The organism is Sulfitobacter sp. OXR-159, assembly GCF_034377145.1.
Taxonomy (GTDB): Bacteria; Pseudomonadota; Alphaproteobacteria; order Rhodobacterales; family Rhodobacteraceae; genus Sulfitobacter.
In genome coordinates, this window is the sequence record NZ_CP139707.1 from 3,044,729 (window position 1) to 3,069,594 (window position 24,866).

General features: G+C 59.1%; 26 protein-coding genes and 1 pseudogene. 14 read left to right on the forward strand and 13 right to left on the reverse strand.

Annotated elements, in window-relative coordinates; translation table 11 throughout:
* Window position 1 precedes the first annotated feature (1 nt).
* The gene (locus T8A63_RS15655; protein ID WP_322344368.1) at window positions 2-1,183 is read right to left on the reverse strand and encodes an efflux RND transporter periplasmic adaptor subunit; all 1,182 of its coding nucleotides are present in this window, start codon (window positions 1,181-1,183) and stop codon (window positions 2-4) included.
* A gap of 78 nt (window positions 1,184-1,261) precedes the next feature.
* On the opposite strand from T8A63_RS15655, the gene T8A63_RS15660 reads away from it, so the two are divergent.
* On the forward strand, window positions 1,262-1,846 hold the full coding sequence (locus tag T8A63_RS15660) for a TetR/AcrR family transcriptional regulator (protein WP_322344369.1): 585 nt from the start codon (window positions 1,262-1,264) through the stop codon (window positions 1,844-1,846).
* Between the two features lie 96 nt (window positions 1,847-1,942).
* Here T8A63_RS15660 and T8A63_RS15665 read toward each other — a convergent pair whose 3' ends face one another.
* A complete protein-coding gene (locus T8A63_RS15665; RefSeq protein WP_322344370.1) occupies window positions 1,943-2,515 on the reverse strand; it encodes a TetR/AcrR family transcriptional regulator in 573 nt (190 codons plus the stop codon).
* Between the two features lie 104 nt (window positions 2,516-2,619).
* Here T8A63_RS15665 and T8A63_RS15670 point away from each other — a divergent pair, with 104 nt between their 5' ends.
* Window positions 2,620-3,837 carry a multidrug effflux MFS transporter gene (locus T8A63_RS15670; RefSeq protein ID WP_322344371.1) on the forward strand — a complete coding sequence of 406 codons (1,218 nt, stop codon included), beginning with the start codon at window positions 2,620-2,622 and terminating at the stop codon, window positions 3,835-3,837.
* Between the two features lie 361 nt (window positions 3,838-4,198).
* Here T8A63_RS15670 and T8A63_RS15675 read toward each other — a convergent pair whose 3' ends face one another.
* The 3 genes and pseudogenes from T8A63_RS15675 to T8A63_RS15685 form a co-directional block, all read right to left on the reverse strand.
* Window positions 4,199-4,414 (reverse strand): VOC family protein, encoded by a 216-nt coding sequence (locus T8A63_RS15675; protein WP_322345747.1) that lies wholly within the window; start codon window positions 4,412-4,414, stop codon window positions 4,199-4,201.
* Window positions 4,415-4,506: 92 nt separating this feature from the next.
* Window positions 4,507-4,599 (reverse strand): annotated as a pseudogene (locus T8A63_RS15680) (VOC family protein); the annotation flags it as partial.
* Window positions 4,600-4,821: 222 nt separating this feature from the next.
* Entirely contained in the window at window positions 4,822-5,736 is a 915-nt protein-coding gene (locus T8A63_RS15685; protein WP_322344372.1) for a LysR family transcriptional regulator, read from the reverse strand.
* 108 nt (window positions 5,737-5,844) lie between these two features.
* Here T8A63_RS15685 and T8A63_RS15690 point away from each other — a divergent pair, with 108 nt between their 5' ends.
* Window positions 5,845-6,624 carry a 2OG-Fe(II) oxygenase gene (locus T8A63_RS15690; RefSeq protein WP_322344373.1) on the forward strand — a complete coding sequence of 260 codons (780 nt, stop codon included), beginning with the start codon at window positions 5,845-5,847 and terminating at the stop codon, window positions 6,622-6,624.
* Between the two features lie 448 nt (window positions 6,625-7,072).
* On the opposite strand, the gene T8A63_RS15695 is transcribed toward T8A63_RS15690, so the two are convergent.
* A complete protein-coding gene (locus T8A63_RS15695; RefSeq protein ID WP_067623614.1) occupies window positions 7,073-8,434 on the reverse strand; it encodes an ATP-binding protein in 1,362 nt (453 codons plus the stop codon).
* Complete coding sequence (locus T8A63_RS15700; protein ID WP_067623611.1) at window positions 8,431-9,096, reverse strand: response regulator transcription factor; 666 nt, start codon at window positions 9,094-9,096, stop codon at window positions 8,431-8,433. The genes T8A63_RS15695 and T8A63_RS15700 overlap by 4 nt, the downstream gene beginning before the upstream one ends.
* Before the next feature lie 79 nt (window positions 9,097-9,175).
* On the opposite strand from T8A63_RS15700, the gene dsbD reads away from it, so the two are divergent.
* The 5 genes from dsbD to T8A63_RS15725 are packed head-to-tail and all read left to right on the forward strand — an operon-like array spanning window position 9,176 to window position 13,735.
* The gene (gene dsbD / locus T8A63_RS15705; RefSeq protein ID WP_322344374.1) at window positions 9,176-10,981 is read left to right on the forward strand and encodes a protein-disulfide reductase DsbD; all 1,806 of its coding nucleotides are present in this window, start codon (window positions 9,176-9,178) and stop codon (window positions 10,979-10,981) included.
* Window positions 10,978-11,793 (forward strand): TlpA disulfide reductase family protein, encoded by an 816-nt coding sequence (locus T8A63_RS15710; RefSeq protein ID WP_322344375.1) that lies wholly within the window; start codon window positions 10,978-10,980, stop codon window positions 11,791-11,793. The genes dsbD and T8A63_RS15710 overlap by 4 nt, the downstream gene beginning before the upstream one ends.
* Entirely contained in the window at window positions 11,790-12,515 is a 726-nt protein-coding gene (locus T8A63_RS15715) for a L,D-transpeptidase (protein WP_300057804.1), read from the forward strand. Before T8A63_RS15710 ends, T8A63_RS15715 begins: the two co-directional genes overlap by 4 nt.
* A gap of 9 nt (window positions 12,516-12,524) precedes the next feature.
* Window positions 12,525-13,151 carry a DsbA family protein gene (locus T8A63_RS15720; RefSeq protein ID WP_322344376.1) on the forward strand — a complete coding sequence of 209 codons (627 nt, stop codon included), beginning with the start codon at window positions 12,525-12,527 and terminating at the stop codon, window positions 13,149-13,151.
* A 32-nt stretch (window positions 13,152-13,183) separates the two neighbouring features.
* Window positions 13,184-13,735, forward strand: coding sequence for a L,D-transpeptidase (locus T8A63_RS15725; RefSeq protein WP_067623595.1), 552 nt, complete (start codon window positions 13,184-13,186; stop codon window positions 13,733-13,735).
* Window positions 13,736-13,822: 87 nt separating this feature from the next.
* On the opposite strand, the gene T8A63_RS15730 is transcribed toward T8A63_RS15725, so the two are convergent.
* Complete coding sequence (locus T8A63_RS15730; RefSeq protein ID WP_067623592.1) at window positions 13,823-15,145, reverse strand: MFS transporter; 1,323 nt, start codon at window positions 15,143-15,145, stop codon at window positions 13,823-13,825.
* Between the two features lie 10 nt (window positions 15,146-15,155).
* Window positions 15,156-15,416, reverse strand: a complete 261-nt coding sequence (locus T8A63_RS15735) for a metal-sensing transcriptional repressor (RefSeq protein WP_067623590.1) — start codon at window positions 15,414-15,416, stop codon at window positions 15,156-15,158.
* A 106-nt stretch (window positions 15,417-15,522) separates the two neighbouring features.
* Here T8A63_RS15735 and T8A63_RS15740 point away from each other — a divergent pair, with 106 nt between their 5' ends.
* Genes T8A63_RS15740 through T8A63_RS15750 form a run of 3 tightly spaced genes read left to right on the forward strand, consistent with a single transcriptional unit; the run spans window position 15,523 to window position 17,284 of the window.
* Window positions 15,523-15,837, forward strand: coding sequence for a hypothetical protein (locus tag T8A63_RS15740; protein WP_322345749.1), 315 nt, complete (start codon window positions 15,523-15,525; stop codon window positions 15,835-15,837).
* 57 nt (window positions 15,838-15,894) lie between these two features.
* A complete protein-coding gene (locus T8A63_RS15745; RefSeq protein WP_150119990.1) occupies window positions 15,895-16,623 on the forward strand; it encodes a HupE/UreJ family protein in 729 nt (242 codons plus the stop codon).
* A 19-nt stretch (window positions 16,624-16,642) separates the two neighbouring features.
* Window positions 16,643-17,284 (forward strand): transmembrane anchor protein, encoded by a 642-nt coding sequence (locus T8A63_RS15750; RefSeq protein WP_322344377.1) that lies wholly within the window; start codon window positions 16,643-16,645, stop codon window positions 17,282-17,284.
* Window positions 17,285-17,564: 280 nt separating this feature from the next.
* On the opposite strand, the gene T8A63_RS15755 is transcribed toward T8A63_RS15750, so the two are convergent.
* The 3 genes from T8A63_RS15755 to T8A63_RS15765 form a co-directional block, all read right to left on the reverse strand.
* Entirely contained in the window at window positions 17,565-18,587 is a 1,023-nt protein-coding gene (locus T8A63_RS15755) for an IS110 family transposase (protein ID WP_322344378.1), read from the reverse strand.
* A 219-nt stretch (window positions 18,588-18,806) separates the two neighbouring features.
* A complete protein-coding gene (locus T8A63_RS15760) occupies window positions 18,807-20,003 on the reverse strand; it encodes a GAF domain-containing sensor histidine kinase (RefSeq protein ID WP_322344379.1) in 1,197 nt (398 codons plus the stop codon).
* A 215-nt stretch (window positions 20,004-20,218) separates the two neighbouring features.
* Window positions 20,219-20,404: a hypothetical protein gene (locus T8A63_RS15765; RefSeq protein ID WP_150119947.1), complete on the reverse strand. Its 186-nt coding sequence runs from the start codon at window positions 20,402-20,404 to the stop codon at window positions 20,219-20,221.
* A gap of 500 nt (window positions 20,405-20,904) precedes the next feature.
* Here T8A63_RS15765 and T8A63_RS15770 point away from each other — a divergent pair, with 500 nt between their 5' ends.
* Entirely contained in the window at window positions 20,905-21,471 is a 567-nt protein-coding gene (locus tag T8A63_RS15770; protein ID WP_236646165.1) for a hypothetical protein, read from the forward strand.
* A gap of 339 nt (window positions 21,472-21,810) precedes the next feature.
* Here T8A63_RS15770 and T8A63_RS15775 read toward each other — a convergent pair whose 3' ends face one another.
* On the reverse strand, window positions 21,811-22,122 hold the full coding sequence (locus tag T8A63_RS15775) for an ETC complex I subunit (RefSeq protein ID WP_067622040.1): 312 nt from the start codon (window positions 22,120-22,122) through the stop codon (window positions 21,811-21,813).
* Window positions 22,123-22,185: 63 nt separating this feature from the next.
* On the opposite strand from T8A63_RS15775, the gene T8A63_RS15780 reads away from it, so the two are divergent.
* Both T8A63_RS15780 and uvrB read left to right on the forward strand, forming a co-directional pair.
* Window positions 22,186-22,548 carry an antifreeze protein gene (locus tag T8A63_RS15780; protein WP_236627512.1) on the forward strand — a complete coding sequence of 121 codons (363 nt, stop codon included), beginning with the start codon at window positions 22,186-22,188 and terminating at the stop codon, window positions 22,546-22,548.
* An 87-nt stretch (window positions 22,549-22,635) separates the two neighbouring features.
* The gene (gene uvrB / locus T8A63_RS15785) at window positions 22,636-24,840 is read left to right on the forward strand and encodes an excinuclease ABC subunit UvrB (protein WP_322344380.1); all 2,205 of its coding nucleotides are present in this window, start codon (window positions 22,636-22,638) and stop codon (window positions 24,838-24,840) included.
* The last annotated feature ends 26 nt before the right edge of the window (window positions 24,841-24,866 follow it).

A 24,866-nucleotide genomic window follows, 5' to 3' on the forward strand; every position in this document is an offset into this window, starting at 1 on the left:
ATCAATCCTCCGCCGAGGGGGCAGCGATATCGCGAGAAACGCCATCCTCGTCGATCGTCACGGCCACGGGGCTGACCTCTTGCCCTGCGCGGACGGATGAAAGGCCATCCACGACAAGCCGGTCCCCATCGTTCAGCCCCTCACGCACGATCCATGCGTTCTGATAGGTACCGTCATCATCGAGCGTCACCTGTTCGGCCTTGCCGTCTTCACCGATAACATAAGCAGTCAGTTTACCTGAGTTCCCACGCATCGCTGCACGCTGCGGAACAAGGTAGGCTTGCATCGTGCCCAGCACGATTTCCCCCCGCACGAACATGCCGGGAAGGATGATGTGGTCAGGGTTGTCAAAGGTGAAACGGATGGTCACGGTTCCGGTGGAGGTCGAGACATTGTTGCCCGGTGTGACCAACTGCCCGGTACCACGATAGATGTCGCCGTTCTCTAACGTCAATGTCGCTTGAAGGGTGTCGTTTTGTTGTAGATCACCCTCGGCAATGGCGCTGCGCACCGACAGGATACGCGCGCTGGCCTCCATCATATCCACATAGATCGGATCGGAGGTAACGATGCTCGTCAAAGCGTCGGCCTGCCCAGCCGTAACCAAATCCCCAACCGAAACGGTTGATACATCTGCACGCCCGGCGATCGGGCTGGTCATCGTCGTCCACGACAGTTCGGTCTCTGCATATTCAACCGCCGCTTTGTTTGCATCAAGCGTGGCCTTTGCTTCGGCCAGACTGGCACGCGCCGCTTCGACCTCTGCCTCGGTGTAGCCGCGACCGGAGAGTTGTTCGGCGCGGTCATAGGCCGCCTGCTTCACGGGCAGGTTGGCTTCGGCAGTGGCCAGATTGGCACGGGCTGTCGCGACAGCCGCAAGATAAGAGGCATCGTCGATCCGGAAAAGCGGATCCCCGACCTCAAGCAATTGTCCGGGCGTGTAGAGGATTTCTTCGACCACACCGCCGACACGCGGGCGCACTTCAACGTCTTGAAACGCAACGGCCCGGCCCGGCGTGGTCACAATGCGTGGGATTTCCTGCATCTGCATGTCGATCACACCCACCTCAAGCGGCCCCGCGGGGGGCATGCCACCGGGAGGGCCGCTCTGCGCGCTCGCCATCGTGGCAGCCCCCGCCAACGCAAGCGCTGCGCCAAACATCTTCCAAACGCCGATCTTCATGTGCTTCTCGATCCTTGACTATCCAGCTGGTTTGGTGCCTTGTAGGCATAAATTGCACAGTACGCAAGGATTTCAGACATGACAGTTTCGTTACGAGAGCGAAGACGACAGCAGACGGCGCGGGACATTCAGCTGGCGACGCTGGATCTGGCCGTTCAAAAAGGGTTAGAGAATGTGACGACCGAGGAGATCGCTGCTGCAACTGGCATCAGCACGCGTACTTTCTTTAACTACTATACCAACAAGGAAACGGCTGCGGTTGGGGCTCCGCCCCCCTTTTCGGAGGCTGCGAAAGAAGCGTTACGCAGCGGAAACGGACCGCTCGCGGACGATCTCAAGATGTTCTTGGATCAACACTTCGCAGCGCTGACCAATGATGAACCTATTCTCAAGATGATCGGCACGGTTCTGCGTTCAAACGAAAGAGCGAGAGGCATCCTGCAGGGGTTTCTGGTTATGGAGCGCAAAGAGCTTACGGAATGCCTGAGCCACCGCATCGAGCACTCCCAAGCCGCCGCCGCGCTCGCAAGCCACACTACCGACGCAGTGGGAAGGGCGATTTTCCTCTGGGAGCACGGAGAGGGACTGTCACTGAATGCCGCGTTGGACACGGTTTGGGAAGGAACAATCGCCGCGGCGGCCCTCTTGACGCAGCCGTCTTGATTTTTCCGAGCGTTACGTTCGGGCACTTCGGGCAAAGGGTTTAACGTTTGCGGCAACCCTTTGCCGAAGCCATTCCGGGTGCAGAATGCCGAACGATCAGGCGAAGGTTTCCGCCACTATATCCTTTGCGAACCCAGCGTCCAACACCCCGCGGTTCAGCAAGCGATACCAGAATGCGCCATGTATCAAGGTCGACAGTATCTCCACGTTCCGCCCCGGCGAAAGCTCTCCGCGATCCTGCGCCCGGCGGAGCAAAGCGGTGATCATCTGCTCTCGAGGTAGAACGAAATTTGCATGAAACGAGTTGTGGAACTTTGCATCCTGCTGAGAGGCCGCGATTAACGCGCGCAGGGTGTCCCCGTCGATGCGCAAGTGTTCGAAAATACGGATCAGGAAACCTTCGAGCAAGGTCCGACAATCCTCTGCCCCGTCCCAAGAAGGTTCGGCGGCATAGGTGTTGGTCTGCTCAAAAACGGCTTCGAGGACAAGGTCAGCCTTCGTATTCCAGCGGTTGTAGAGCGTTTGACGCGCCACGCCAGCCTGCTCAATGATTGCCGAAACCGAGACTTTCTCATAGCCCAGTTCCCGAACCAGACGTAGAGCCACAGCCTTCAATGCCGTGCTGGCTTCTTGATTTGCGGGCCGTCCGATTGGCTTTTTTCCTGACATGCACAGTTCCTGTTCACAGATGCAGAATAGTCCGTGATTGATCATTAGACTGCCGTCCACTAACTGCAAATAGACCGCAGTCTAATATCATCGCCGGAGCCGAGATGTCACAGATTTCCCTTACCCCGAAACGGGCCTTTGCCGTTACCGCCACCTTGGGCCTCTTGTCCCTCTTCCCCCCGTTGGCCACGGATATGTACCTCGCCGCACTTGGTGATCTCGCGGCCTCGATGAACGCCACCCATACGGCGGCTGAACTTTCGCTTTCGATTTTTTTTCTCGGCCTCTGTTTCGGGCAGATTCTCATTGGCCCATTGACCGATACCTACGGACGCAGGCGCCCGCTTCTTGTAGGGACCGTTCTGTTCACCGTCACTTCGGTTGCACTGCCGCTGATGAATGACATTGCATGGTTCAATGCCCTACGGTTCCTACAGGCAATCGGCGCGAGTGCGGGCATGGTCGTCGGGCGCGCCATGGTGAAAGATCTTTATGAGGGGCAAAAGGCCGCGAAGGTCATGACCGTGCTGGTCATGTTACTGACGCTCGGGCCGATCACGTCACCGACGATGGGCAGCCTGCTTCTCGAAGCGTTTGGCTGGCGGTCGATCTTTGCAACGATGGCGCTTATCAGCCTCGTGGCCTTGACCCTTTCCGTGGCTACCTTGCCCGAAACCCTACCCGCTCAGGAACGACAGCCCGCGCCCATTCACAATGGCTTAAAAGCCGCGAAACGCCTCCTTTCGCAACGCGGGTTTGTCACGATGGCCATGGTGGCAGGCCTTATCCAAAGCGGTATGTTTGCCTTTATCACAGGCTCATCGGGGGTATTCCAAGGGATTTTTGGGCTAAGCTCCATTGGCTTTGGCATCATGTTCGCGATCATCGCGACCGCGTTAATTATCTTTGGCCGGATCAATGGGATATTGCTCAATCGTTTCAGACCAGAACAAATACTCAAGACCGTGTTGCCGCTCTTTGCCGCATCTACCATCCTACTCACCTTTCTGTCTCAGACAGACTCCTTGTTGGTTTTTGTCGTGCCCCTGTGGGTATCGATCGGCTTGGTGGGCCTGCTTTCGGCAAATGCGATGTCCCTTGCGATGGAATCGACCAAGGCCGCGGCAGGGATGGGATCGGCGCTTCTGGGTGCCATCCAGTTCGCCCTCGCCTTCACCGTTTCCAGCTTCGTAGCCGTAGGCGGGGCGTCTTCCGCCTTGCCAATGGCTCTTGGGCTCGCAATTCCAGCCAGCGCGGCATCCGTGCTGTATTTCGTTACGAGACGCTCCAGTGAGTCTGAGAATTCAATTGTGGAGCTATAGGGGCTTTGCTTGTTGGAAAAAGCAGTTCGGAGACATCCTTCGCACCTAACTTAACTCCCGTTTCAGCCGCGCACAGGAAGATGCCGGATGCGGAAGGAACGGTAGAAAAATATTTGTTAAGCTCGGATCGTTCCGTCCTATAGCGGACCTTGGCCCCGACCGCAGCGAAGGTCCGCTCGCCGCCGTCATGAAGGCTTCCGTATTCGGCCAACAGTCGCCGTCCAACGGCGATCTGAACGCTACGTCGCAGCTTTCGCATTCCGGTCATTCGTGCATTGCGCAGCATTGCTTTTGAGTGAGCGGCAGCAGCGCGGACGAAGCCGTCGTTCGGCGCGGCAACGCGAGTGTCCCCTTTGCGAAGTCAGTTTTGCGGCTCGTTCTTCATCTCGATGATCTGGATCAAATTTCCGCAGGTATCATCGAATACGGCCATGCGAACTGATCCGGCATCCACTGGTTCCTGTGCAAATTTGACGTCAAGGTCGCGAAGCCTTTTGCACTCCGCATCGAGATCGTCGACTTTGAATGAGTGGGCAGGAAGCCCGTCAGCAACGAGAGCGTTCTTATAAGGCGGTATTGCTGCGTGGGAACTGGGTCCAGCAAGAGCTCAGGCCCGTCTGGCTGCTTGCTCGATACGACCGTCAGCCAACGATCCTCCCCCAGAGGAATATCATTCCGCACCTTGAAGCCAAGAACATCGACGTAGAATTTCTCTGCCTTGTCCTGGTCGTCCACAACGACGCTTGTTACGTAGATTTTCATCGGCTGATCCAGATTTTATCAGTTCGGCATGATTATAGCAGACATTCATGTACGGCCCAGCATCGGGGAACACGGGCTTAAACCGGACTACTACTGCGCGCGCGAGCATCGTCATTAGTGAAGGATGTGTTGGTGTCCGATGTGCGGACAAAGCCGGCATTCTTCTTCTAAAATTTTCCCAACGACCGCTCTTACCATTACAGGCACCTCCCTCTTAACGCTCTAAGGGTTCTTCTGTCTCGCAAACAGGTTCCGACAAGTGGTCGCGAAGCGTTCAGCGAGCAGGTTTTCCGGAGCTTTAAGATGTGAAGCGATGACGATTTGCATCGGCGGCGTTGCGTCGTTGAGCTTGATCGACACAGTCCGGCCGCCATCGTATGTCATGTCGTCTGCAGGTTTCATTGACAAAAGCGAAACACCAAGCCCGTTTGCTACGTAGCATCGCACCGTTTCAATCGACGATGACCGGTACGCAATCTGCGGTTTGATATCGAACTTGCTAAACAGATTTAGAAAATAGTCCCGGCTTTGTGGGGCATCAAAAAGAACAAATTCCTCATCGTCGATTTCGCAGATCGACACGGACTCTCTTGTGGCCAGCCGGTGATCAGGGGGGACGATCAGATAGAGGGGTGCCGCGGCAAGGGGGCGTAATTTAAACCGGGTTTCATCAAGACCAAGATCATAAAGGATCGCCAGGTCAATCTCATTTCGGCCCAAAGACAGGGTCAATTCTTCTTGCAACAGTTCCTGCACATCCAGAACAACGCCCGGCATATACTGCGACATACCGCAGACAATCTTTGCCAGGTAAAACGGGGCAATCGACTGAAAACACCCGATACGCAAGCGTCCAACTCTGTGCGCCGCAATGTCTGCTGCGGCGACATTCATTTGCTCTGCATAGACCAGCATCTGCTCCGCGTAGCGAAGGAATTCAACACCTTGCGCGGTTAATTCCATTCCGCGCGCATGCAGGCGCCGAAACAGCACAAGACCTGTTTGATCTTCCAGTTTCGTAACGGCCTGGGCAACAGCGGGTTGCGAGACGCCAACAACTTGCGCCGCAGATGCGATTCCGCCTGTCTGAGCCACGGCCCGGAAGTAACGGCATTGTTTGAGTGTAATATCTGCCATGACGCTTGATGAAGTTTTTCCATTCTAAAGGCAATAAAAAACAGTTTTATTTGTTCTTTGCGTCCCTGTACCAAACACGCAATAGCAGTTGAATCGCGGGAGATACGCATGGAACTGAATGAAATTATCGACCTGGAAGCCTTTCCGATAGACGATGCGGAATTCCGTGCCGCCTGTAAGAAACAGTTCGAGGACGCGGGTGTCTTTGTGATGCGGGGGTTTGTCCGGAAGAACGCAATCGACACGGTTCGTGACGAGGGCATTGCCAACAAAGACAAGGTCTTCAAATCGACAAAGCAGCACAATGTCTACCTGACCCCGAAAGACGACAGATTCGCCGATGACCATGCGCGCAACCGCCTTGTGACCTCATCCAAGGGATGCATCACCGACGATCTGATGCCGCAGCTATCGCCTTTGCGCCAACTCTATGACGCCCCGGTTTTCCGGAGCTTCCTGTGTGATGTTCTTGGCGAGAAGGAAATACACGAATATGCAGACCCGCTATCTTCCATCAATCTGCATTTTGCCGAAAAGGGAGAAGAGCTTGGCTGGCACTTTGACAACTCGTCATTTGCCATCACCCTGATGGTGCAAGCCCCTGAAAAGGGCGGAACATTCGAATATGTCAACGATGTGCGCGATGCCGATTCAGGCGAGATGGGTTTCACACAAGTTGATGAAATTCTGGATGGAAAAGCACCTGTTGAAGTTGTCGAGGCTGAAGCTGGTACACTGGTTTTTTTCCGGGGTCGCAACTCTATTCACCGTGTGTCACCGAACGAAGGCGACCTAACGCGTATTCTGGCTGTTCTTGCGTACAATTCCGAACCCGACGTCGAGCTTTCTGAAGCCGCCAGAATGACATTTTATGGGCGGCTGAACTAAGAAAATCTGAAGCGGTCACTTGGCAATGAATAAGCTGCGCGCGACTCTAAAGCCGACATTCGCGTGGCGCGCAGCATCATGGCCTGGGCTCGCTCCAGATCTTCGCTGCGCGGCGGACCAAGCGCCTGGTCGCCTCAGGTGCGGCGCCGCTCACGGCCCAAAGCCGCCGTTCCTGCTTTGCACAGCGAAGGTCAGCTTATGGATGATCGCCTGACTGGTATCCACCACGTCGGGTTCTCGATCTGTTTCCGCAGACAGATCTATTAACAAAATTGAAGTGTGGGGGAGCGGGGCGCGCGCCCTTGAGCGGTCAACATAGGCAGGGTGACAGCGAAGATCGTGATCTGAGCAAGTCTGGTATACTGGCGGATTTCGCCGTCAAACCCCATGCCTTTAACGACCTGGCGAGAAAAACCGCTTGTTCGAAAAGAAAGTTCTCACCTGTCGCTCAGCGAACACCTGCGTTCATTAGCGTGAACGTCAAGGTGACGTTTTCTCCACCACCCTTCCGCGTGCAGAACTTTAGGGTTCCGTCGATACGCTCCATAGCCGCTTGCGCAATGGACAAACCCAGACCGCTGCCACCCCCTTGAGCGTTTTGACCGCGGAAAAAGCGCTCCGTTATGCGAGTACGGTCTTCCGCTGAGATACCCGGCCCCCTGTCGGATACGGTAATTTCCGCCAAATCCTGGCAAACAGCCACGCAAAGTTCGACGACGCCCCCCATTGAACTGGCCGCAATGGCGTTTTCAGTGACATTTCTCAGCGCCAGGGTCGCCAGCACGGGGTCGCCGGCTACGACAGGCAGAGATTCGGGAAGATCAACATGAAGATCGATTCCCTTCGCATCGGCAGGGGGCCGCATCTCAGAGACAACGCCGGAGATCACCTCCATCAGGTCAAACTTACCGCCGCCACCACCTGTCGCACCATCCACGGCCGCCAATTCCAATAGCTGGCGCACCATGCGATCAGTGCGGGCCACCCCTTTTTCGATCTGTGCCAGCGCGTGCCGGCGGGTTTCCTCGTCCGGGGCCATGGCGGCGATCTGAGCCTGCGTTTTGATGCCGGAAAGCGGGGTCTTCAGTTCATGCGCCGCATAGGCAGAGAAGCTGCGTTCGCGCTCCCGCGCCGCGGCAACCCTCCCGAACAGAGAGTTCAACGCAGCGCCCATAGGGTGCAATTCGCGCGGCAGCGGGCCTTCCTCGACCGGCTCGAGGTTGTCGGCCGAACGCGCAGACAAGGCCCGCGCCATGCGTGAAAGCGGTGCGAGACCGCGGCCCACGCTAAGCCAGATCAGCCCGGCAAGAAACGGAAGAATGGTGAGCGCCGGCACAAGCAATCCCCGGGTCACATCACTGACGAGACGGTCCCGAACGGCGAGGCGATCGCCTACCATAACCCTAAGGCCGAGGCGTTCGTTTACTTCTGTGAATACGCGCCAGCGTTCCCCGTCCACGAGAGTTTCCGAGAAGCCTGAATCGGCTTCGGTAAGCCGCCCCTCAGGGGCACTGCCCGAGGCGCCTACCATGGTTCCGTCGAGCGACCAAATCTGACAGGAAAGCTGCCGCGAATACCCCTGGTCGGCCCGCGTGGTCAGGGCTTCCATCGCCCCCGCGGCGCTCGAGAGTTCGACACGGCCGTCGGAAAGCAGCGAAGACACCATCCCGGCGGCTTCCGCGAGGCGGGCATCCAGCACCTGCTCTACCTCGACCCGAGTGGAGTGCTGAATCCACCATGCCGCCGAAAACCAGACAGCGCCGGTGGCAAGCAATAGAATGGCAAAGAGCCGCGTGCGGATAGAGGTCATGCGCCTTCCTCCGCCAGTCGATAGCCGACCCCGCGCACGGTTTCGATAAACGCCGCCCCCAGCTTGGCGCGGAGCTTGTGGACATGCACCTCAACGGTGTTGCTCTCCACACCGTCTTGCCAACCGTAGAGCCGCTCTTCGAGCCGATCCTTAGGAACGATTACGCCGGGCCGTTCCAATAACGCCTGTAGGATGGCGAATTCCCTGCGAGAAAAGCGCACCTCGCCGCTCCGGGTGCGCCCGGCCATGCGGGCGGGGTCGAACTCCAATCCGTTCCAACAGGTCGTGCCGCTTGCCTCGCCCTTTGCCCGCCGGGTGATGGCCCGCAGCCGCGCCCCGAGCTCGCCAAGATCGAAAGGCTTTGCCAGATAGTCGTCGGCCCCGGCATCCAGCCCGGCGATCCGATCGCCCGTCTGATCAAGCGCCGTCAGCAGCAGCACGGGGGTCCGATTGCCTTCGGCCCGCATAGATCGCAGCAACTCTACGCCGGAGCCATCGGGCAGCATGATGTCGAGCACCACGGCGGAAAAGCCATTCTGCTCCCATGCCTCCTGCGCGTCCGCGCAGGTGCCCACCACCTCGGGGACGAAGCCGTGCAACCGCAGACCGGTGCATAACCCGTCCGCCAGTGAGGCATCGTCTTCCACCACCAATATCCGCATTCTCATTTCCTTCTGACTGCGCTCGGTTTCGGCCTTCAACATTAAGCCAGCGTTAAGGTTGGGGGTCGAGGAGCGCAGCATGAAAGCACATCTTATCGAATCCCTCCGGCCTTTCGCGCTCCTTTGCACCGCTCTTCGGGCCTTCCTGCTCATCGCGGCTTTTGCCGGACCTGTGACGGCTCAGGACAGCCTGTTCTCTTCTGAGGCTCCGCTCGATCCGCGCGCGGCGTTTGCTCTATCGGTATCCCCACAGCCCGATGGCAGCCGCCTGCTGCGTTGGGAGATCGCCGATGGGTATTACCTATACCGCGACTACCTCTCCGTCGAGACGGCCAGCGGGGTATCAATCCCGCTGGAAAGTGAGCCCGGCAAGCAAAAGAACGACCCGACCTTTGGCACTGTAGAGGTTTACTACGACGAGGCGAGTGCGCGAATTAGCCCCGTATCCGGCGCGCTGAGCATCACCTACCAAGGCTGTCAGGAAGACGGGATCTGCTACCCGCCGATCACCGATAGCCTGCCTGCACTACCGGCGTCGGCTGCGACGGAAGCAGAAGAGCAGGCTTCCGCACCCACGGCCGGCATTACGCTGGCCGACGACTCCGGTCTGGTGGATGGGTTGGTGCAACGCGGCGGCCTGGGCCTCTTATTGCTGGGTTTCTTCGGCTTCGGCCTGCTTTTGGCTTTTACCCCCTGCGTTCTGCCGATGATCCCGATCCTCGGCGGGCTTCTTGCAGGTCAAGGCGAAAGCCTGACCGCACGGCGCGGGCTCGCCCTCAGCGCGGCTTACGTGTTTGCCATGTCCTCGGCGCTGGCACTTCTGGGGGTGGCGGCTGCATGGTCGGGGCAGAACCTTCAGATCGTCCTGCAATCGCCATGGGCGGTCGGTGCCGTGGCTTTGCTCTTCGTCGCTCTCGCAATGTCCATGTTCGGCGTATTCCAGTTGCGCCTGCCGCAGGCTTGGAACGACCGCATGGCCGCGGCAGGCATCGGACGTCAGGGCACTTTTGCCGGGGCTGCCGGGCTTGGCTTCACCTCGGCCCTGATCATGGGGCCTTGCGTGACCGCGCCACTGGCCGGAGCGCTGCTCTATATTGCCCAGACCGGCGATACCGCGCTCGGCGCTGCTGCCTTGTTCTCTCTCGGCCTCGGCCAAGGCGTGCCTCTCTTGCTCCTCGGTGCCTTCGGCAGCCGTGCCCTGCCGCGTGCAGGCCGCTGGATGCGACTGGTGAACCGCCTCTTCGGCTTCATCTTTCTCGCCATGGCCGCCTGGCTGGCGGGACGGGTGGTGCCTCCTGCCGCCGGATTGGCAATCTGGGCTGGGGCCTTGGTCCTGACGGGCGTCTTCCTTGGCGCGCTTGACCGACAGGACGCCGGTGCCGCGCCGATCCACCGACTGCGGCAGGCGGCAGGAATGCTGGCGCTTCTTGCTGGTGGCCTCATGGGAATCGGCGCAGCCAGCGGCGGAGACGATCCGCTGCGTCCGCTCGCGAGATTGACTGGCGGGTCGCAGAATGTGGTCAGTGACAAGGCGATCGACTTCACCACGATCCGATCGGTGCCGGAACTGGAGGCTGCGCTGGCGCAATCGGATCGGCCCGCGATGATCTACTTCACCGCCGAATGGTGCGTCAGCTGCCGCACTATCGAGCGCCGCGTCTGGCCGGATGCCGAGGTGCAGGCAGCGCTTTCGGAAATGCAGGTCATTGCCGCGGACCTCACCACGTTCGACGCAGAAAGCCAGGGTTTGCTTGACCATTTGCGCTCGGTCGGACCGCCGACGATGGTTTTCCTTGACGCGGAGGGGCAGGAGCGAAAGGGCACGCGGCTTATCGGCGAACCCAGGCCTGCCGAGGTGGTGGCTTCGGCGAGGGCGGTGCAATGAACGCGACCTCCATCGGTCCCTTGGTATTCGCGAACGACCGACTGCACGCGGTGATCGCCCTTGCCGTCGTTCTGCTGGTGCTGGAGGTGGTGGGTCGCCGCCGCCCGGCGCTCGCCGGCCCCCTTCACCGCTGGGGCTGGCATTTGTTGGCGTCATGGATCGTCGCGGCCCGGCTTGGCTTTGTCCTGGTCAACCGCGAGGCTTTCGCCGACGCCCCGCTGTCGGCTCTGGCCGTCTGGCAAGGGGGTTTCGAACCGATTGCGGGACTTTTCGGAATTGCGCTCGTGGGCCTCGCCGCGATCGTGAGATGCCCCGCAGTGCTGCGCCCGCTGGCCCTTGCGGTGGTTTTAGCCGGCTCGGCCCAGGCGGCCGCTGGCTGGATCTTCCCGACCGAAGCGCAGGGCAGCCTGCCAAATTTTGCCCTCTCGGACCTCGGCGGCACTCCGGTTCGCCTGTCCGAGACCGATGGACGGCCGATGATCGTGAACCTCTGGGCAAGCTGGTGCCCGCCCTGTCGGCGCGAAATGCCGATGATGATGGAACTGGCCGAGGCCCAGGATGACGTGGTGCTGCGTTTTGCCAATCAGGGCGAACCGGCCTCGGCCGTTGGCCGCTACCTCGATCAGGAAGGGTTGAGTGACACGCATGTGGTGCTGGACGACACCCAACGTCTGATGGAGCACTTCGATCTGCTCGGCCTGCCCAGCACGTTGTTTTTCGACGCCGAGGGAAACCTCATCGCGGCCCACACCGGCGAGATATCACGCGCCGAACTCATCAACCGCATGCAAGAACTTCAGGAGACGGAATGACTTTGAAACCAATGACCTTCGGGGGGCTCGTAGCGATCGCATTTCTGGCGGCCTGCGCCACGCCGCCCGGCGAAGCGCCGCAAGAAACCGCGGCGCCCATGGTTCCCGCCGCCGCAGAGCCCGACCCGCTCTACGGCGCAATGCAGGACGGAGGGCGGACCATCCCCGCAGTCCCCGAAGCGGCGCTGAGCGAACGCAACCGCCGGCAGGAGGTCGACTATTGGACCGATGAGCCCCCCGGCACCATCATCGTAGACCCTTATGCTCGCTTCCTCTACCTTGTGCTCGAGGACGACCGCGCTCTGCGCTATGGCGTGGCCGTGGGCGAACAGGGTCGCGGCTTCGCCGGCGAGGGGGTGATCCCCTTCAAGCGGGAATGGCCGCGCTGGACGCCGACACAGAACATGCTGCGCCGCGACCCCGAACTCTACGGCCCGGTGCGCAACGGCATGGAGGGCGGGCTCGACAACCCCCTCGGCGCCCGCGCGCTCTACCTCTTCAAGGGCGGGCGCGACACGCTCTACCGCATCCATGGCACCAACAACCCCTTCTCGATCGGCAAGGCCGTCTCATCCGGCTGCATCCGTCTGTTCAATCAGGACATCCTCGACCTGCACGAGCGCGTGAAGGACGGCGCCCATGTGGTCGTGCTGAGCGAGAGCGAAAGCGGCAAGGGCACGACGCCACCGGGCCGCACCCCCACAGGCAACAAAACGCAATAGGAGAAATACATGCCCATGATCAAACGCAGAACCTTTCTGACCGGCAGCGCCATCGCAGCCACCGGCGGCGCCAGTCTCTTCTCGCTGTTCCGCACGCCGGCCTTCGCCAAGGAACTGACCGTCGATGACGTGCTCTTCGACCCGGACAACCCGGTGCTCGGCAACCCCGAAGGGGATGTCACCATCGTGGAGTTCTTCGACTACCAATGCCCCTACTGCAAAGCCAACCACCCGCCGCTGACGGAGGTGGTCGAGGCGGACGGCAACATCCGTCTGGTGATGAAAGACTGGCCGATTTTCGGCGCACCCTCGATCCGGGCTGCCCAGCTTGCCCTCGGGGCGGCGTCCCTTGGCCAATACGAAAAGGCGAATACCGCCTTGATGGAGACCGAGGGTAAACTCAGCGATCAGCTGATCGAGGAGACTCTGGAATTGGCAGGGTTCGACCTCGCGGCGCTTGACCAGTCCTATCGCGACGACCGCGGCAAATGGGACGGGCTGATGCGCCGCAACAGCGAACAGGCCAGCCTGATCGGATTGCAGGGCACACCGGCCTTTATCATCGGCACCACGCTCTACCCGGGCAGCATGGATGCGGCGGCGCTGAAAGAGGCTGTCGAATTGGCGCGCAGCTAAACAATGAAACAAGCACTTCAACAGAAAGGAGAATGCAATTGACCATCAGACTTTCCCGCCGGGCCGCAATCCTGACTGGGCTGGCCGGCCTTGCCGCCCCAGCACTGGCACGGGCCGCAGAGCCAGCCCGCCGCAATGCCTCGAGCTTCATGATCCAGCGGTGGCAAGACCACTTCGATGATCTGGGTGTCGGCACGATTGTCGCCGATACCGCCTCGCGCGCCTTGCACTACTGGAATGCCGACGGGTCTGATTATCGCATCTACCCGACCTCGGTGCCGATCTCCGAGGAACTTACCAAACGCGGCTATACCCGGATCGTGCGCAAGAAGATCGGCCCGGACTGGACCCCCACGCCCAGCCAGGTCGAACGCTTCGGCTGGACCTACATGCCGCCGGGCCCGGACAACCCGCTTGGCACCCACGCGATGTATCTGTCGTGGCCCGCTTATTTGATCCACGGCACCCACGACACCCGCAAGATCGGGCGCCCCTCCTCGGACGGTTGCATCGGGCTTTACAACGAAAAGATCGCTGAGCTGTTTGAGATCACGCCAGTGGGCACTCAGGTCAGGATCATCTAACCTAAACGCCCTCCATGCGCGGGCTGCCCAGCCGATAGGCGCTCAAAGCCCGCGCAACAGCTTACCTCAGCGCCCTTTCTGAAAAGGTCATCCGGGCCATTTCCGATGGAGCGCGTCAATTACCGCGGCATGTGCATGAACCCGCCCGCCTCCATGTTCGACAAGATGGGAATGATCCGCAGGCAAGTCGTCATGACGATGCGATATGACTTCCGGGTCATCCGCGGGCCATAGGCAGACAGCTACGGCGATACCGAAAGCGGATAGCAGTGCGAGACTCAGGAGCGCGACCGGCGCACCTGCCATTGTCATCAACACACCTGCCAAGGGGTAGGTTACCAGCCAACAGGCATGGCTCAGCGCGAACTGCGCCGCGAAGATCGCGGGGCGGTCTGCTGGATGTGCCGAGCGCTTCAACAACCGACCCGATGGCGTCAGCACTGCTGAATAGCCCGCACCCGCCGCCAACCACGCGGCCAAAAGTAGCGGCCATGACAGACCAAATCCAAGAATGAGGGCGGCGAGCAACAGCAGCGCCGAGGTGAGTATGATTGCTCCGGTCAACATGACCGGGCGGTCTGGCACCTGGTCGAGCAACTTCGGCAGCACGAGTGCCGCGAACATGGAGCCTGCGCCGAATGCTCCCATTGTCCAAGCCAGCGCGGTTTCTGGCAGCCCCAATTCACCGCGCACGAGAACGACTGTGTTCACCAACACCATCGCTCCCCCGGCAGCGGCCGCGAAGTTCAGCGCCAGCAATCCTCGCAAGCGTGGGGTTGCGAGATAGATGCGGATGCCCCGGGTTGAGCGGTCGTAGATACCGCGCGGCTCAGTCGGCGACGGACTCGGCAATATCACCGACACGACCAGCACAGCAGAGGCGAGGAAGCCGACAACAGTGCCGAGGAACAGCGCGTTGTAGGACATTAAAGCCAGAAACAGACCCGCCAGAACCGGACTGACGATGTTCTCGAGATCGTAAGCCAGGCGCGACAGCGACAGCGCGCGGATGTAGCGAGCCTCTTCCGGCAAGACATCCGGGATCGTGGCCTGGAATGTCGGCGTGAAAGCAGCCGAGGCGGATTGCAGCAGGAAGATCAGGACATAGACCTGCCAAACCTCAGTCACGAACGGCAAGGCCAGCGCTACGCCCGCACGCACGAGGTCGAGCGTGACCAATAGCGTCCGGCGCGGAAGCTTGTCGACGAAAGCCCCGGCGATCGGCGCGATGCCAACGTATGCGACCATCTTGATGGTGAAGATCATGCCGAGCACGAGGCCTGCATCTCCGCCTTCCAAGTCGTAGGCCAGAAGGCCAAGCGCCACCGTGGCAAGCCCGGTGCCAAGCAATGCGACGACCTGGGCGAGGAACAGATGTCGGTAGGTGCGATCAGCGAGAATGGAAAGCATGGAATCCCCGTTAGAGATAGCGGGAAATGGCCTTGAGCTCCGCTTTGTCGGTCTCGGAACCCTCGGCGTCGAGGCAATGGTCCATATGGTCGTGGATCAGGGCGCGCTTGGCATTGGCAATGGCACTTTCTACAGCCTGAAGCTGCTGAGCGACATCGACGCAGGGCTTACCGTTCTCAATCATAGCGATGACCGAGCGGAGATGGCCTTCGGCACGTTTCAGCCGGGCAACCACCTTGCCGTGGCTTGCGTGGGGGTGTTCATTTGTCATAGGGTGACGCTATCCTCCCCTGGGGGATAGGGCAAGGTGGTCCGAAAAGGACCGCGAGCGGACAGCGATGACGAGGGCACACACAACAGGACGAAGCTTGCTTGCAGTGTTTCTCTGCACGGCGCTTTTGATCTGGACGCTGATGCCGGCTTTTTCCCACGCGCCACTGATCTTCGAGACAATCCAGGACCACGCGGAGATGATTGCCGAGCATGGGCATTCTCACGGGCTGGAAGAAGACCTCGCTTGGGCGATGCACGGCCATGGCCATGACACAGCCGACCACGACCACAGCCAGGCGATCCTGATCGCAGGCCGCATTTCGCAGCCCTTTCAAGGATACTGGGACCTCAAGCGTCCGGATACATCCGATGCCGGGCCCTGGCCCGTTCAAAGGATAGAGCGACCTCCGCGCATCTGATCTCTGCGCCCATGCGGCGCGCGACAAGAGAACAGACAATTTAACGGAGACGAATCTATGACCACTTCCCGTCGGGATCTGTGGCATCCGGGCCCATCTCGGACTGCCCTCCCGTATCTACTGACTTTCGTGGCGCTCGCGCTCAGCGCGGGTGCTGCTGCGGCCCACAACGTTACCGAGGGTGACGCCGGCTACATTCAGGAAATCTGGGGGGTGAACATCATTCCCTTCATGTATCTCGGGGCCAAGCACATGGTGACGGGCTACGACCACATCCTGTTTTTGCTCGGTGTCGTCTTCTTCCTCTACAAGATGCGCGATGTCGGCATCTACGTCAGCCTCTTTGCCGTGGGGCATTCGGCCACGATGCTGCTTGGCGTCTGGTTCGGCTGGGGCATCAACGCCTACATCATCGACGCCATCATCGGCCTCTCGGTCGTCTACAAGGCGCTCGACAACCTCGGTGCCTACCAGCGCTGGTTCGGTTTCCAGCCGAACACCAAGATCGCGACGCTGATCTTTGGCTTCTTCCACGGCACCGGCCTCGCGACCAAGATCCTGGACTATGACATCGCTTCCGAAGGGCTCTTGGCGAACCTGCTGGCCTTCAACGTTGGCGTGGAACTGGGGCAGATCATGGCGCTGGCCGTGATCCTCATCATCATGGGCTTCTGGCGGAAGTCTCCGAACTTCTTCCGCCAAGCCTACACCGCCAATGTCGTCATGATGGCGCTCGGCTTCATTCTCATGGGCTACCAGCTCACCGGCCTCTTCGTGGCCACCTAATTCGACAGGAGAACTACAGATGTTTAACGCAGAAAAACCCAGCCTCGACGAACTCCCCAGCTCGAAGCAACTCATCCGTTCCACCGTGATCGCCGGGGCGTCTCCCGTGGCGATCCTCGTCACCGTGGTGCTGCCTGCCGAATACGGCATCGACCCCACCGGCCTCGGCCGGGCCATCGGCCTGTCCGAGATGGGCGAGATCAAAAGGCAGCTCGCAGACGAGGCGGAAGCCGACCGGCAGATGGGCATGGCAGGTGAAGAGCAATCAAACCTGCTGAATGAGGTGCTTGGCCTGTTCGTGGGTGCCGCCCATGCGCAGGAAATGGCCGCCTCCGAAGCAGCCGAAGAATGGCGAGATGAGACCACCTTCACGCTGGCACCCGGCGACTCGGCCGAGTGGAAGCTCGTGATGGACGCCGGACAAACCGCGGAATACCGCATGCTGGTCGAAGGTGGACGCGTCAACTTTGACCAGCACGGCCACGGCGGAGGAAACTCTGTGACCTACGAAAAGGGTCGTGGCTCGACCGGGTCCGAGGGCGAGATCGTCGCTGAATTCGACGGCGAACACGGCTGGTTCTGGCGCAACCGAGACAGCGCGGACGTTACCGTGACGGTCCGGGTCCGTGGCGAATACGCTGAGTTCAAAGACGCCAGCTGAACCACTGCTGCCGTTCGTGCGTTGCGCGGCGAACGGCAGCAGTGGATGGCTCCTGCATAGCAAGACATTTTTGATCTGATTTGTGCATTTGTCAGAAGCAGTCATGTGTCCGGCCTGTTTGCGCGGTTTTGACCGCTGGCCCTGATGGGTTCCGCAAACCAAGTTCCTATCAGCTTTACGGGCTATTATGCCCGCGCCATTCGGCGGAGTGTCTTGGCTTTGGCGGCAGACTTATGCACCATCATCTCGCGGGTCTTGCTAACTCGTTGTTCCTTTCGTCTCAGGCTACAGTGCGTGGGCTGTAGGGTTCGTTGCGGGTAAGCACTGCCCAGACGATCCGGGCGGTCTTGTTGGCCATGGCGACGGTTGCGACACGCGCAGGTTTGCGTTCAAGCAAGGATGTAAGCCATTTGCTGGCTCGCTCGGGATGGGATCGTGTTTGTCGAACGAGTGATGTCATACCAACGACAAGCAATGATCGCAGATACTGGTCACCCATCTTGGTGATCCGCCCCAGCTTCTCTTTACCGCCGCTGGATTTGTTGGCAGGCGTTAAACCCAGCCATGCTGCGAACTCCCGGCCGTTTTTGAATTGGTGACCATCTCCAATGCTGGCGATGATCGCAGAAGCCGTCACCGCGCCGACGCCGGGTATAGTGCGCAGCAAACGGACACGCGCATCTTCTTTGGCCACTTGTTTGAGGCGCTCTTCATACCATCGGACCTGCTTATGTAGAGCCATGAGCTGTTCTGACAGGTTGCGGATCACCTCGTTGGCGATGTCTGGCAAGTCGAGCACTTCACCAAGAGTGATGTCCTCAGCAAATCCAATCACACGGGCCAGCCCTTTAGGAATGAAGATGCCGAACTCCGCGACCAGACCACGCAGATTGTTGATGAGTTGCGTTCTTTGGCGCACCAAAAGGTCACGCGCCCGATGTAGCGACAACAGGGATTGCTGCTCGACTGTTTTGGTCGCAACAAACCGCATGGTGGGTCGGGTCACTGCCTCGCAAATTGCTTCGGCGTCAATGGCATCAGACTTACCGCGTTTGACATATGGCTTCACATACATCGGCGGAATCAGCCGAACCTCGTGACCAAGAACTGTCAGTTCACGGGCCCAATGATGCGCACTGCTGCACGACTCCATGCCAATCAGGCACGGATCCAGTTTTGCAAAGAACGGCAGAAATTGCGTTCGTCGCAGCGGCTTGTTGAACACGACTTCTTCGCTCGCGGTGATCCCATGGACCTGGAAAACGTTCTTGGCCAGATCAACGCCGATTGTGGTAACTTGCATGGGGTGGCTCCTCTCATAAGCAGATTTTGACAACTGCACTATGGCGCATTGCGACGCCGGTTGAAGCAGGAGCCATCCACCCCATCAGCTTGGGGCCGGGAGCGTTTCGGCAGGCTACCGGGACTGTTGATGGGAGCTTGAATTGAGCTGCCCTTGAAAACTGACGCTTAGAGCATCCGTGGCGTGTCGATGATTAGCCCCAACCAACACTCCAGCTCCTCACGTTGTTGTCGCTTCCCGGATGGGCATCTGGAAGGTAAAGACAGTGCGGTTGTCGTCTGATGACACGTCCAGGGTGCCCCCGTGCCCTTTCGCGATTTCGGAGGCGATAAAAAGTCCCAGTCCCAACCCTTCTCGGTTCGGGCGGTCTTTGCGGCGCTCGAAGGGTAGGAAAAGACTGGGCAACATGTCATCAGAAATCTTCTTTCCCGAATTGGTGACCGAGAGCGAAAAGTTCCCTGTTGTCGCGGTGGACTCCACCTGGATGGGCGCACCCGAAGCCCCGTGGGTCACCGCATTCGCCAGAAGGTTCGAAAACATTTGAGATATACGAGGCACGTCACAAGCGATTGGTTCAAGGAGATCAATGTTGGTTACGATCTTCTGGTCCGGTGCCGCTGCTTGAAGTTCTGCGACGATCTGGTGCAGCGCTGGCTTCAGGGTTGAGCTCAAGGCTTTCTCAATTACGATGCCCTCGCCTTGGCGACGGCGGGCCTGATCGAGAAGGTTTTCAATCAGATGCTCCATCCGATTGACTGAGCCACGCATCAGGTTGACCAGCTCAATCGTCTTATCATCGAAATTTTGCCGCGCTATCAGGCGAAGGCCAGCTTTGAGCGCATTGACGGGATTGCGCAGATCATGGGCCAGGATGGCGATAAAACGCTCTTGAATACGGGCCAGCTCTTGTTCTTGCGCCACGGCCTCTCGGCTGGCGGTCAGTTCCTCGTCGGCATCCAGAATCTCCCCGATAATTTGCGCAAAAAGTCTGAACATCGACAGCACGCGGTCATTCTTCAGCTTACGAGGCTGCGGATCGATGGCACACAGAGTGCCGAAGACGAAGCCGTCCTGGAGATAGATTGGGACAGAGATATAGCCACGAAATCCATAGCGAGCAGGACAATGGTGGTCGACATAGGTTTCATCGGCGTAGACATCGTCGATAACGATCTCTTGGTTGTATTGCCGCACTTCGTGGCAAAGTGTGCTTTCGACATCCAACTCGTCCCCCGGCATCAGTCCGAATGAAATGTGATCGATAGCACGACAAGTTACCCACCGAGATTCAGTAACGCGTGCGACCGCTGCAAATCCCATCCCAGTAGCCAACGCAACGGTTTCTAAAAGGGTAATAATTGCGTTGCTGCGACCGACAGCGTCGATGTCGGCCCGGAAGTCGTGCTGTTCTAACAAGTGCTACCTCTACTGACCTAAGTTAGGCTCGAGCCGATATCGAACCTTAGCGCGTCGCCAACCCAAAGTCAGCCAGATTAGTGGGCGCCTTTGAGGCACAGCAGGGGATTAAATTCCGCAACGGCAAAGTTTTTCTTACCATGGTGGCGACCAATAGGATGTATCGCCAACTGACTTCCAGCTTATATTGTTGAAATTAGATGGCGCGGACATCGTCAGGCTGTCTTTGAAGTCTTGGAAAGCCCAGCCTGCTCTTGCGACAGCCGGGCTGCACGCAGCCGAGCAGTCTTTTCCAATCGTTGGCTGGTTTCTTTGCCGATGATTTCGGTTGCGGCAGCACTGGTCTGCTCGGCGATAGTCTCTCGTTTTGAGGGTTCTTGAGGGGATTTTCGAACTGTCATCTGTGTCTCTCTTTTCTCGCGCTGAAAGCATAATGGGCTGCTGTGACCTTGAGCTACACCTTCATGATGACTTAGCCCGCGGGGGCCGAAAGGAAACGGACCAAAATGACAAGCTAAGATTGGCCGTTATAGGTCCGCACGGGCCTTGGTTCGAAAGGGGGGCTGGGCGCGGGTGACTTAAGGGGGCTGATCAGACTTTGATATTCTACGCTAAGTCGTTGGCGATTATCCATTGCACTCGCGAAAGCTCCAGTTGGGAGGTCGCAGGCTAAGTTACAGATCCCATGGAAGACGACACAAGATTTACTATTGCTACGAATGGCGGCTTTGTTCGCCGCAGCTGCAGTATTTCGGAACCGGACCGAGCATCCGCTTTGGGCCGAAATTCACGGAAGGGGCGTTGGCCCCATCCTCGAGAATCCAGCGGCACTCTGACCTATCGGCTGGACGAACTGTCTTGCAAGTCGAGGCAGATGGCATATCTGGGCCAGAACATTAGGATGCCAGCCGACAATGCTATTGAGCAACACAACATCACAAGAGAGACCCGGCAAGCACAACATGGCTGGGAGCATCTTTCCAAAGAGGCCCAGCGACTTAAGATCCGTCCTGTCGAGATCATCGAAGCCATCCGCGACGATCGGATCACTCGAGTGGGCAACCACATGGAATGGGAAGGATACGCAGCGGTTCACGTCTATCACGACGAGGTCGCGGTAGTGCTCCTCCCCGACCCTGTCGACGCACAGAGCATCGAAAACTTCGCGAAGGCCGTTGGCATCGGGCAGCTCTCGATCCTCAAACGCATGATCGACGAGGGGCATGTTCAGATAACGATCGTCAAGAACCCGATCACTAAGGTAGATCAGGCCTACTTCACCGCCGAAGACGCCGTCGCCTTCGAAGAAGGCTATACGACGCCCAAGCTGCTGTCACAGACCCATGGTGCATCGTGGCAGGCATTGGTTAGACGGTTACGAGATGCGGGCATCAAGCCCTTTGTTGGCAAGCGTGGTGCTTTCGGGAACGTCTATTTGCGGGAAGCGATAGATCGCATTCTGAGGTAAACATCCGATATTGCTATCATAAAATAGTGGCGCAGGATGAACCTGCGCCATTCTTTTTATTTCCTTCGATCCGCCTGAAAAGCAACCCATGGAAAACCTATGTTGTGATTTCTGGAAAAGGTATGCGGTAACTGACAGTAACTCATAGCGCGGGAGGCATCATTCAAAATAGCCGCAGCTCGAACAGGTCATACAACCATCAACGACGTGAAGCGAGCCCAGTCACGAACCGCTACATGTAGGTACAAATTGCTAAAGCCACACAGCATCTTGGACAATGGTGGAGGTTCGCGGTAATTTTGCCCCGATTACGAGACAACTCTATCCCGATTTACACCCTCAGTGGGTCCACGCCCCACGCCGCCCGGTCGCGAAATTCTCGCCATAGCCACCGGCGCGGATGTTGGGCTTGCGCTTGTTGGGCAGTTGCACCTGCGCGTCGATGCCGTGATCGCGGGCGTATTCTTCGGCGGCTTCGCGGGTGTCGAACTGCAAGCGCACTTGGCTCTGCGTATCATCGGACGAGGTCCAGCCCATCAGCGGGTCAACGCTGCGCGCTTCCGCGGGCGAAAACTCAAGCAACCAAACACGGGTCTTGGCCGTGCCGGAGGACATCGCTGTACGGGCGGGTTGGTAGATACGTGCGCGCATTTCGGGACTCTCGCTTCAGGAACCTCGGGCTTTATCTAATATTCCGTGCCAAGGGGCAAGGGAATGCAGGATCGTGCAAATAAACCCTACCATGCTGCGGTGCAGAGACTACATCATGATTACCTCATTGGAGAGCACGATATGACCCCCTTTTCCTTCTTTGCTTTACAAAGCCAGTTTGCCGCCTTGGCGGTCGAAACCCAGATCGTGATGTCCCTGCGCCTTTTGGCCATGGCCGGTGCGCTGCCCGCGCGCCCCGGTGAAAATAACCGCATGGTCGCCGAGAAAGGCCCCGCCATGGTCAAAGCCTTCAGCGCCGGGACGCAGGCGATGATGCTGGGCAAAAGCCCCGATCAGGTCATGAACGCCTCGCTCGCGCCCCTTGCCCGCAAGGTGCGACAGAATCGTAAACGATTGATGAAGTAGCGGCAAAAGCGCCCTTCGCGACCCCCTGCCCCTTGAACCCCGCGTGAAAGAGGGCACCTATGGGAAGCTTGACGAAGGATACCCGCGATGCCCTATGCCCATTCCGACAAATCCGAGGGGATGCCGATGCTGGCAAACCCCGCGCCAGACGTGCGCAGTCGCCCCAAGCTGGAGGGCGGCCATAAGTTCAAGCTGGTGACCGAGTTCGCTCCGGCGGGCGACCAGCCCACCGCGATCAAGGAATTGACCGAAGGGGTGAACTCGGGCGAGCGCGATCAGGTGCTTCTGGGCGCGACCGGCACGGGCAAGACTTTCACCATGGCCAAGGTGATCGAGGAAACGCAACGCCCGGCGATCATCCTTGCGCCCAACAAGACGCTGGCGGCGCAGCTTTACGGCGAATTCAAAGGCTTCTTCCCCGACAACGCGGTGGAATATTTCGTCTCATACTATGACTACTACCAGCCCGAAGCCTATGTCGCGCGGTCCGATACCTTCATTGAGAAGGAAAGCCAGATCAACGAACAGATCGACCGGATGCGCCACTCTGCCACCCGCGCGCTGTTGGAGCGTGACGACGTGATCATCGTGGCCTCGGTTTCCTGCATCTACGGCATCGGTAGCGTCGAGACCTACGGCGCGATGACGCAAGACTTGAAAGCGGGCGGCATGTACGACCAGCGCAAGGTGATCGCCGATCTGGTGGCGCAGCAGTACAAGCGCAATGACGCAGCCTTCCAGCGCGGCTCTTTCCGCGTGCGCGGCGACAGCCTTGAAATCTTCCCCGCTCACCTTGATGACCGCGCATGGCGGCTCAGCTTCTTTGGCGAGGAATTGGAAAGCATCACCGAATTCGACCCGCTGACGGGCGAGAAGACGGACACGTTCGACCAGATCCGCGTCTACGCCAACAGCCACTACGTCACGCCGAAACCGACGATGTCCCAAGCCATCATCGGCATCAAAAAAGAGCTGCGCACCCGGCTCGACCAGCTCGTTGCCGATGGTAAACTGCTGGAAGCGCAGCGGCTGGAACAGCGCACCAATTTTGACATTGAGATGCTAGAGGCCACCGGCGTCTGCAACGGGATCGAGAACTATTCGCGCTATCTGACGGGCCGCGCACCGGGTGAGCCGCCCCCCACCCTCTTCGAATTCATCCCCGATAACGCCATCGTCTTTGCCGATGAGAGCCACGTCTCGGTCCCGCAGATCGGTGGCATGTACAAAGGCGACTATCGGCGCAAATTCACGCTGGCCGAACACGGCTTCCGTCTGCCGTCCTGCATGGACAACCGCCCGCTGAAGTTTGAGGAATGGGACGCCATGCGCCCGCAGTCGGTCTTTGTCTCGGCTACGCCCGCGGCGTGGGAGATTGAGCAGACCGGCGGTGTGTTTACTGAACAGGTGATCCGCCCCACCGGCCTGCTGGACCCCCAAGTCGAGATCCGGCCCGTCGAGATGCAGGTCGATGACCTGCTCGACGAGGTCCGCAAAGTCGCCGCCGATGGCTACCGCACGCTTTGCACCGTGCTGACCAAGCGCATGGCCGAAGACCTCACTGAATACATGCACGAACAGGGCATCCGCGTGCGCTACATGCACAGCGATATCGACACGATCGAGCGGATCGAAATCCTGCGCGATCTGCGCTTGGGCGCCTTTGATGTGCTGATCGGGATCAACCTTCTGCGTGAGGGTTTGGACATTCCCGAATGCGGGTTGGTGGCCATTCTGGATGCCGACAAGGAGGGTTTCCTGCGCTCCGAGACTTCGCTGATTCAGACCATTGGCCGCGCCGCGCGAAACGCCGAAGGCCGGGTCATCATGTATGCCGACCGCATCACCGGCTCGATGGAGCGCGCCATGGGCGAGACCGAGCGCCGCCGCGTTAAGCAGATGGCCTATAACGAAGAGCACGGCATCACCCCCGCGACGGTGAAAAAGAACGTCGAAGACATCCTTGCCGGACTCTACAAAGGCGATGTGGATATGAACCGCGTCACCGCCAAAGTCGACAATCCGTTGGCGGGCGGCAATTTGCAAACCGTGCTCGACGGGCTGCGCACCGACATGCGCAAAGCGGCCGAGAACCTTGAGTTCGAAGAGGCCGCAAGGCTGCGCGATGAGGTCAAACGGCTGGAGGCGGTGGATTTGGCCGTGGCCGATGACCCGATGGCCCGGCAGCAAGCGGTGGACCGCGCTGTCGATGCGGCCCAACAAGCCTCGGGGCGCAGCACCTCTGGCCGCGGCGGGATGCGCGGCGGCAACGTCAAGCGCCGCAAACGGTAACGCAAAAGGGCCGCCCCTTGGGGTGG

Bases quoted from the DNA above. Each gene is read 5' to 3' on its own strand.
- T8A63_RS15655 (WP_322344368.1), bottom strand. From the start codon at position 1,183: ATGAAGATCGGCGTTTGGAAGATGTTTGGCGCAGCGCTTGCGTTGGCG.
- T8A63_RS15660 (WP_322344369.1), top strand. From the start codon at position 1,262: ATGACAGTTTCGTTACGAGAGCGAAGACGACAGCAGACGGCGCGGGAC.
- T8A63_RS15665 (WP_322344370.1), bottom strand. From the start codon at position 2,515: ATGTCAGGAAAAAAGCCAATCGGACGGCCCGCAAATCAAGAAGCCAGC.
- T8A63_RS15670 (WP_322344371.1), top strand. From the start codon at position 2,620: ATGTCACAGATTTCCCTTACCCCGAAACGGGCCTTTGCCGTTACCGCC.
- T8A63_RS15685 (WP_322344372.1), bottom strand. From the start codon at position 5,736: ATGGCAGATATTACACTCAAACAATGCCGTTACTTCCGGGCCGTGGCT.
- T8A63_RS15690 (WP_322344373.1), top strand. From the start codon at position 5,845: ATGGAACTGAATGAAATTATCGACCTGGAAGCCTTTCCGATAGACGAT.
- T8A63_RS15695 (WP_067623614.1), bottom strand. From the start codon at position 8,434: ATGACCTCTATCCGCACGCGGCTCTTTGCCATTCTATTGCTTGCCACC.
- T8A63_RS15700 (WP_067623611.1), bottom strand. From the start codon at position 9,096: ATGCGGATATTGGTGGTGGAAGACGATGCCTCACTGGCGGACGGGTTA.
- dsbD (WP_322344374.1), top strand. From the start codon at position 9,176: ATGAAAGCACATCTTATCGAATCCCTCCGGCCTTTCGCGCTCCTTTGC.
- T8A63_RS15710 (WP_322344375.1), top strand. From the start codon at position 10,978: ATGAACGCGACCTCCATCGGTCCCTTGGTATTCGCGAACGACCGACTG.
- T8A63_RS15715 (WP_300057804.1), top strand. From the start codon at position 11,790: ATGACTTTGAAACCAATGACCTTCGGGGGGCTCGTAGCGATCGCATTT.
- T8A63_RS15720 (WP_322344376.1), top strand. From the start codon at position 12,525: ATGCCCATGATCAAACGCAGAACCTTTCTGACCGGCAGCGCCATCGCA.
- T8A63_RS15725 (WP_067623595.1), top strand. From the start codon at position 13,184: ATGCAATTGACCATCAGACTTTCCCGCCGGGCCGCAATCCTGACTGGG.
- T8A63_RS15730 (WP_067623592.1), bottom strand. From the start codon at position 15,145: ATGCTTTCCATTCTCGCTGATCGCACCTACCGACATCTGTTCCTCGCC.
- T8A63_RS15735 (WP_067623590.1), bottom strand. From the start codon at position 15,416: ATGACAAATGAACACCCCCACGCAAGCCACGGCAAGGTGGTTGCCCGG.
- T8A63_RS15745 (WP_150119990.1), top strand. From the start codon at position 15,895: ATGACCACTTCCCGTCGGGATCTGTGGCATCCGGGCCCATCTCGGACT.
- T8A63_RS15750 (WP_322344377.1), top strand. From the start codon at position 16,643: ATGTTTAACGCAGAAAAACCCAGCCTCGACGAACTCCCCAGCTCGAAG.
- T8A63_RS15755 (WP_322344378.1), bottom strand. From the start codon at position 18,587: ATGCAAGTTACCACAATCGGCGTTGATCTGGCCAAGAACGTTTTCCAG.
- T8A63_RS15765 (WP_150119947.1), bottom strand. From the start codon at position 20,404: ATGACAGTTCGAAAATCCCCTCAAGAACCCTCAAAACGAGAGACTATC.
- T8A63_RS15770 (WP_236646165.1), top strand. From the start codon at position 20,905: ATGCCAGCCGACAATGCTATTGAGCAACACAACATCACAAGAGAGACC.
- T8A63_RS15775 (WP_067622040.1), bottom strand. From the start codon at position 22,122: ATGCGCGCACGTATCTACCAACCCGCCCGTACAGCGATGTCCTCCGGC.
- T8A63_RS15780 (WP_236627512.1), top strand. From the start codon at position 22,186: ATGCAGGATCGTGCAAATAAACCCTACCATGCTGCGGTGCAGAGACTA.
- uvrB (WP_322344380.1), top strand. From the start codon at position 22,636: ATGCCCTATGCCCATTCCGACAAATCCGAGGGGATGCCGATGCTGGCA.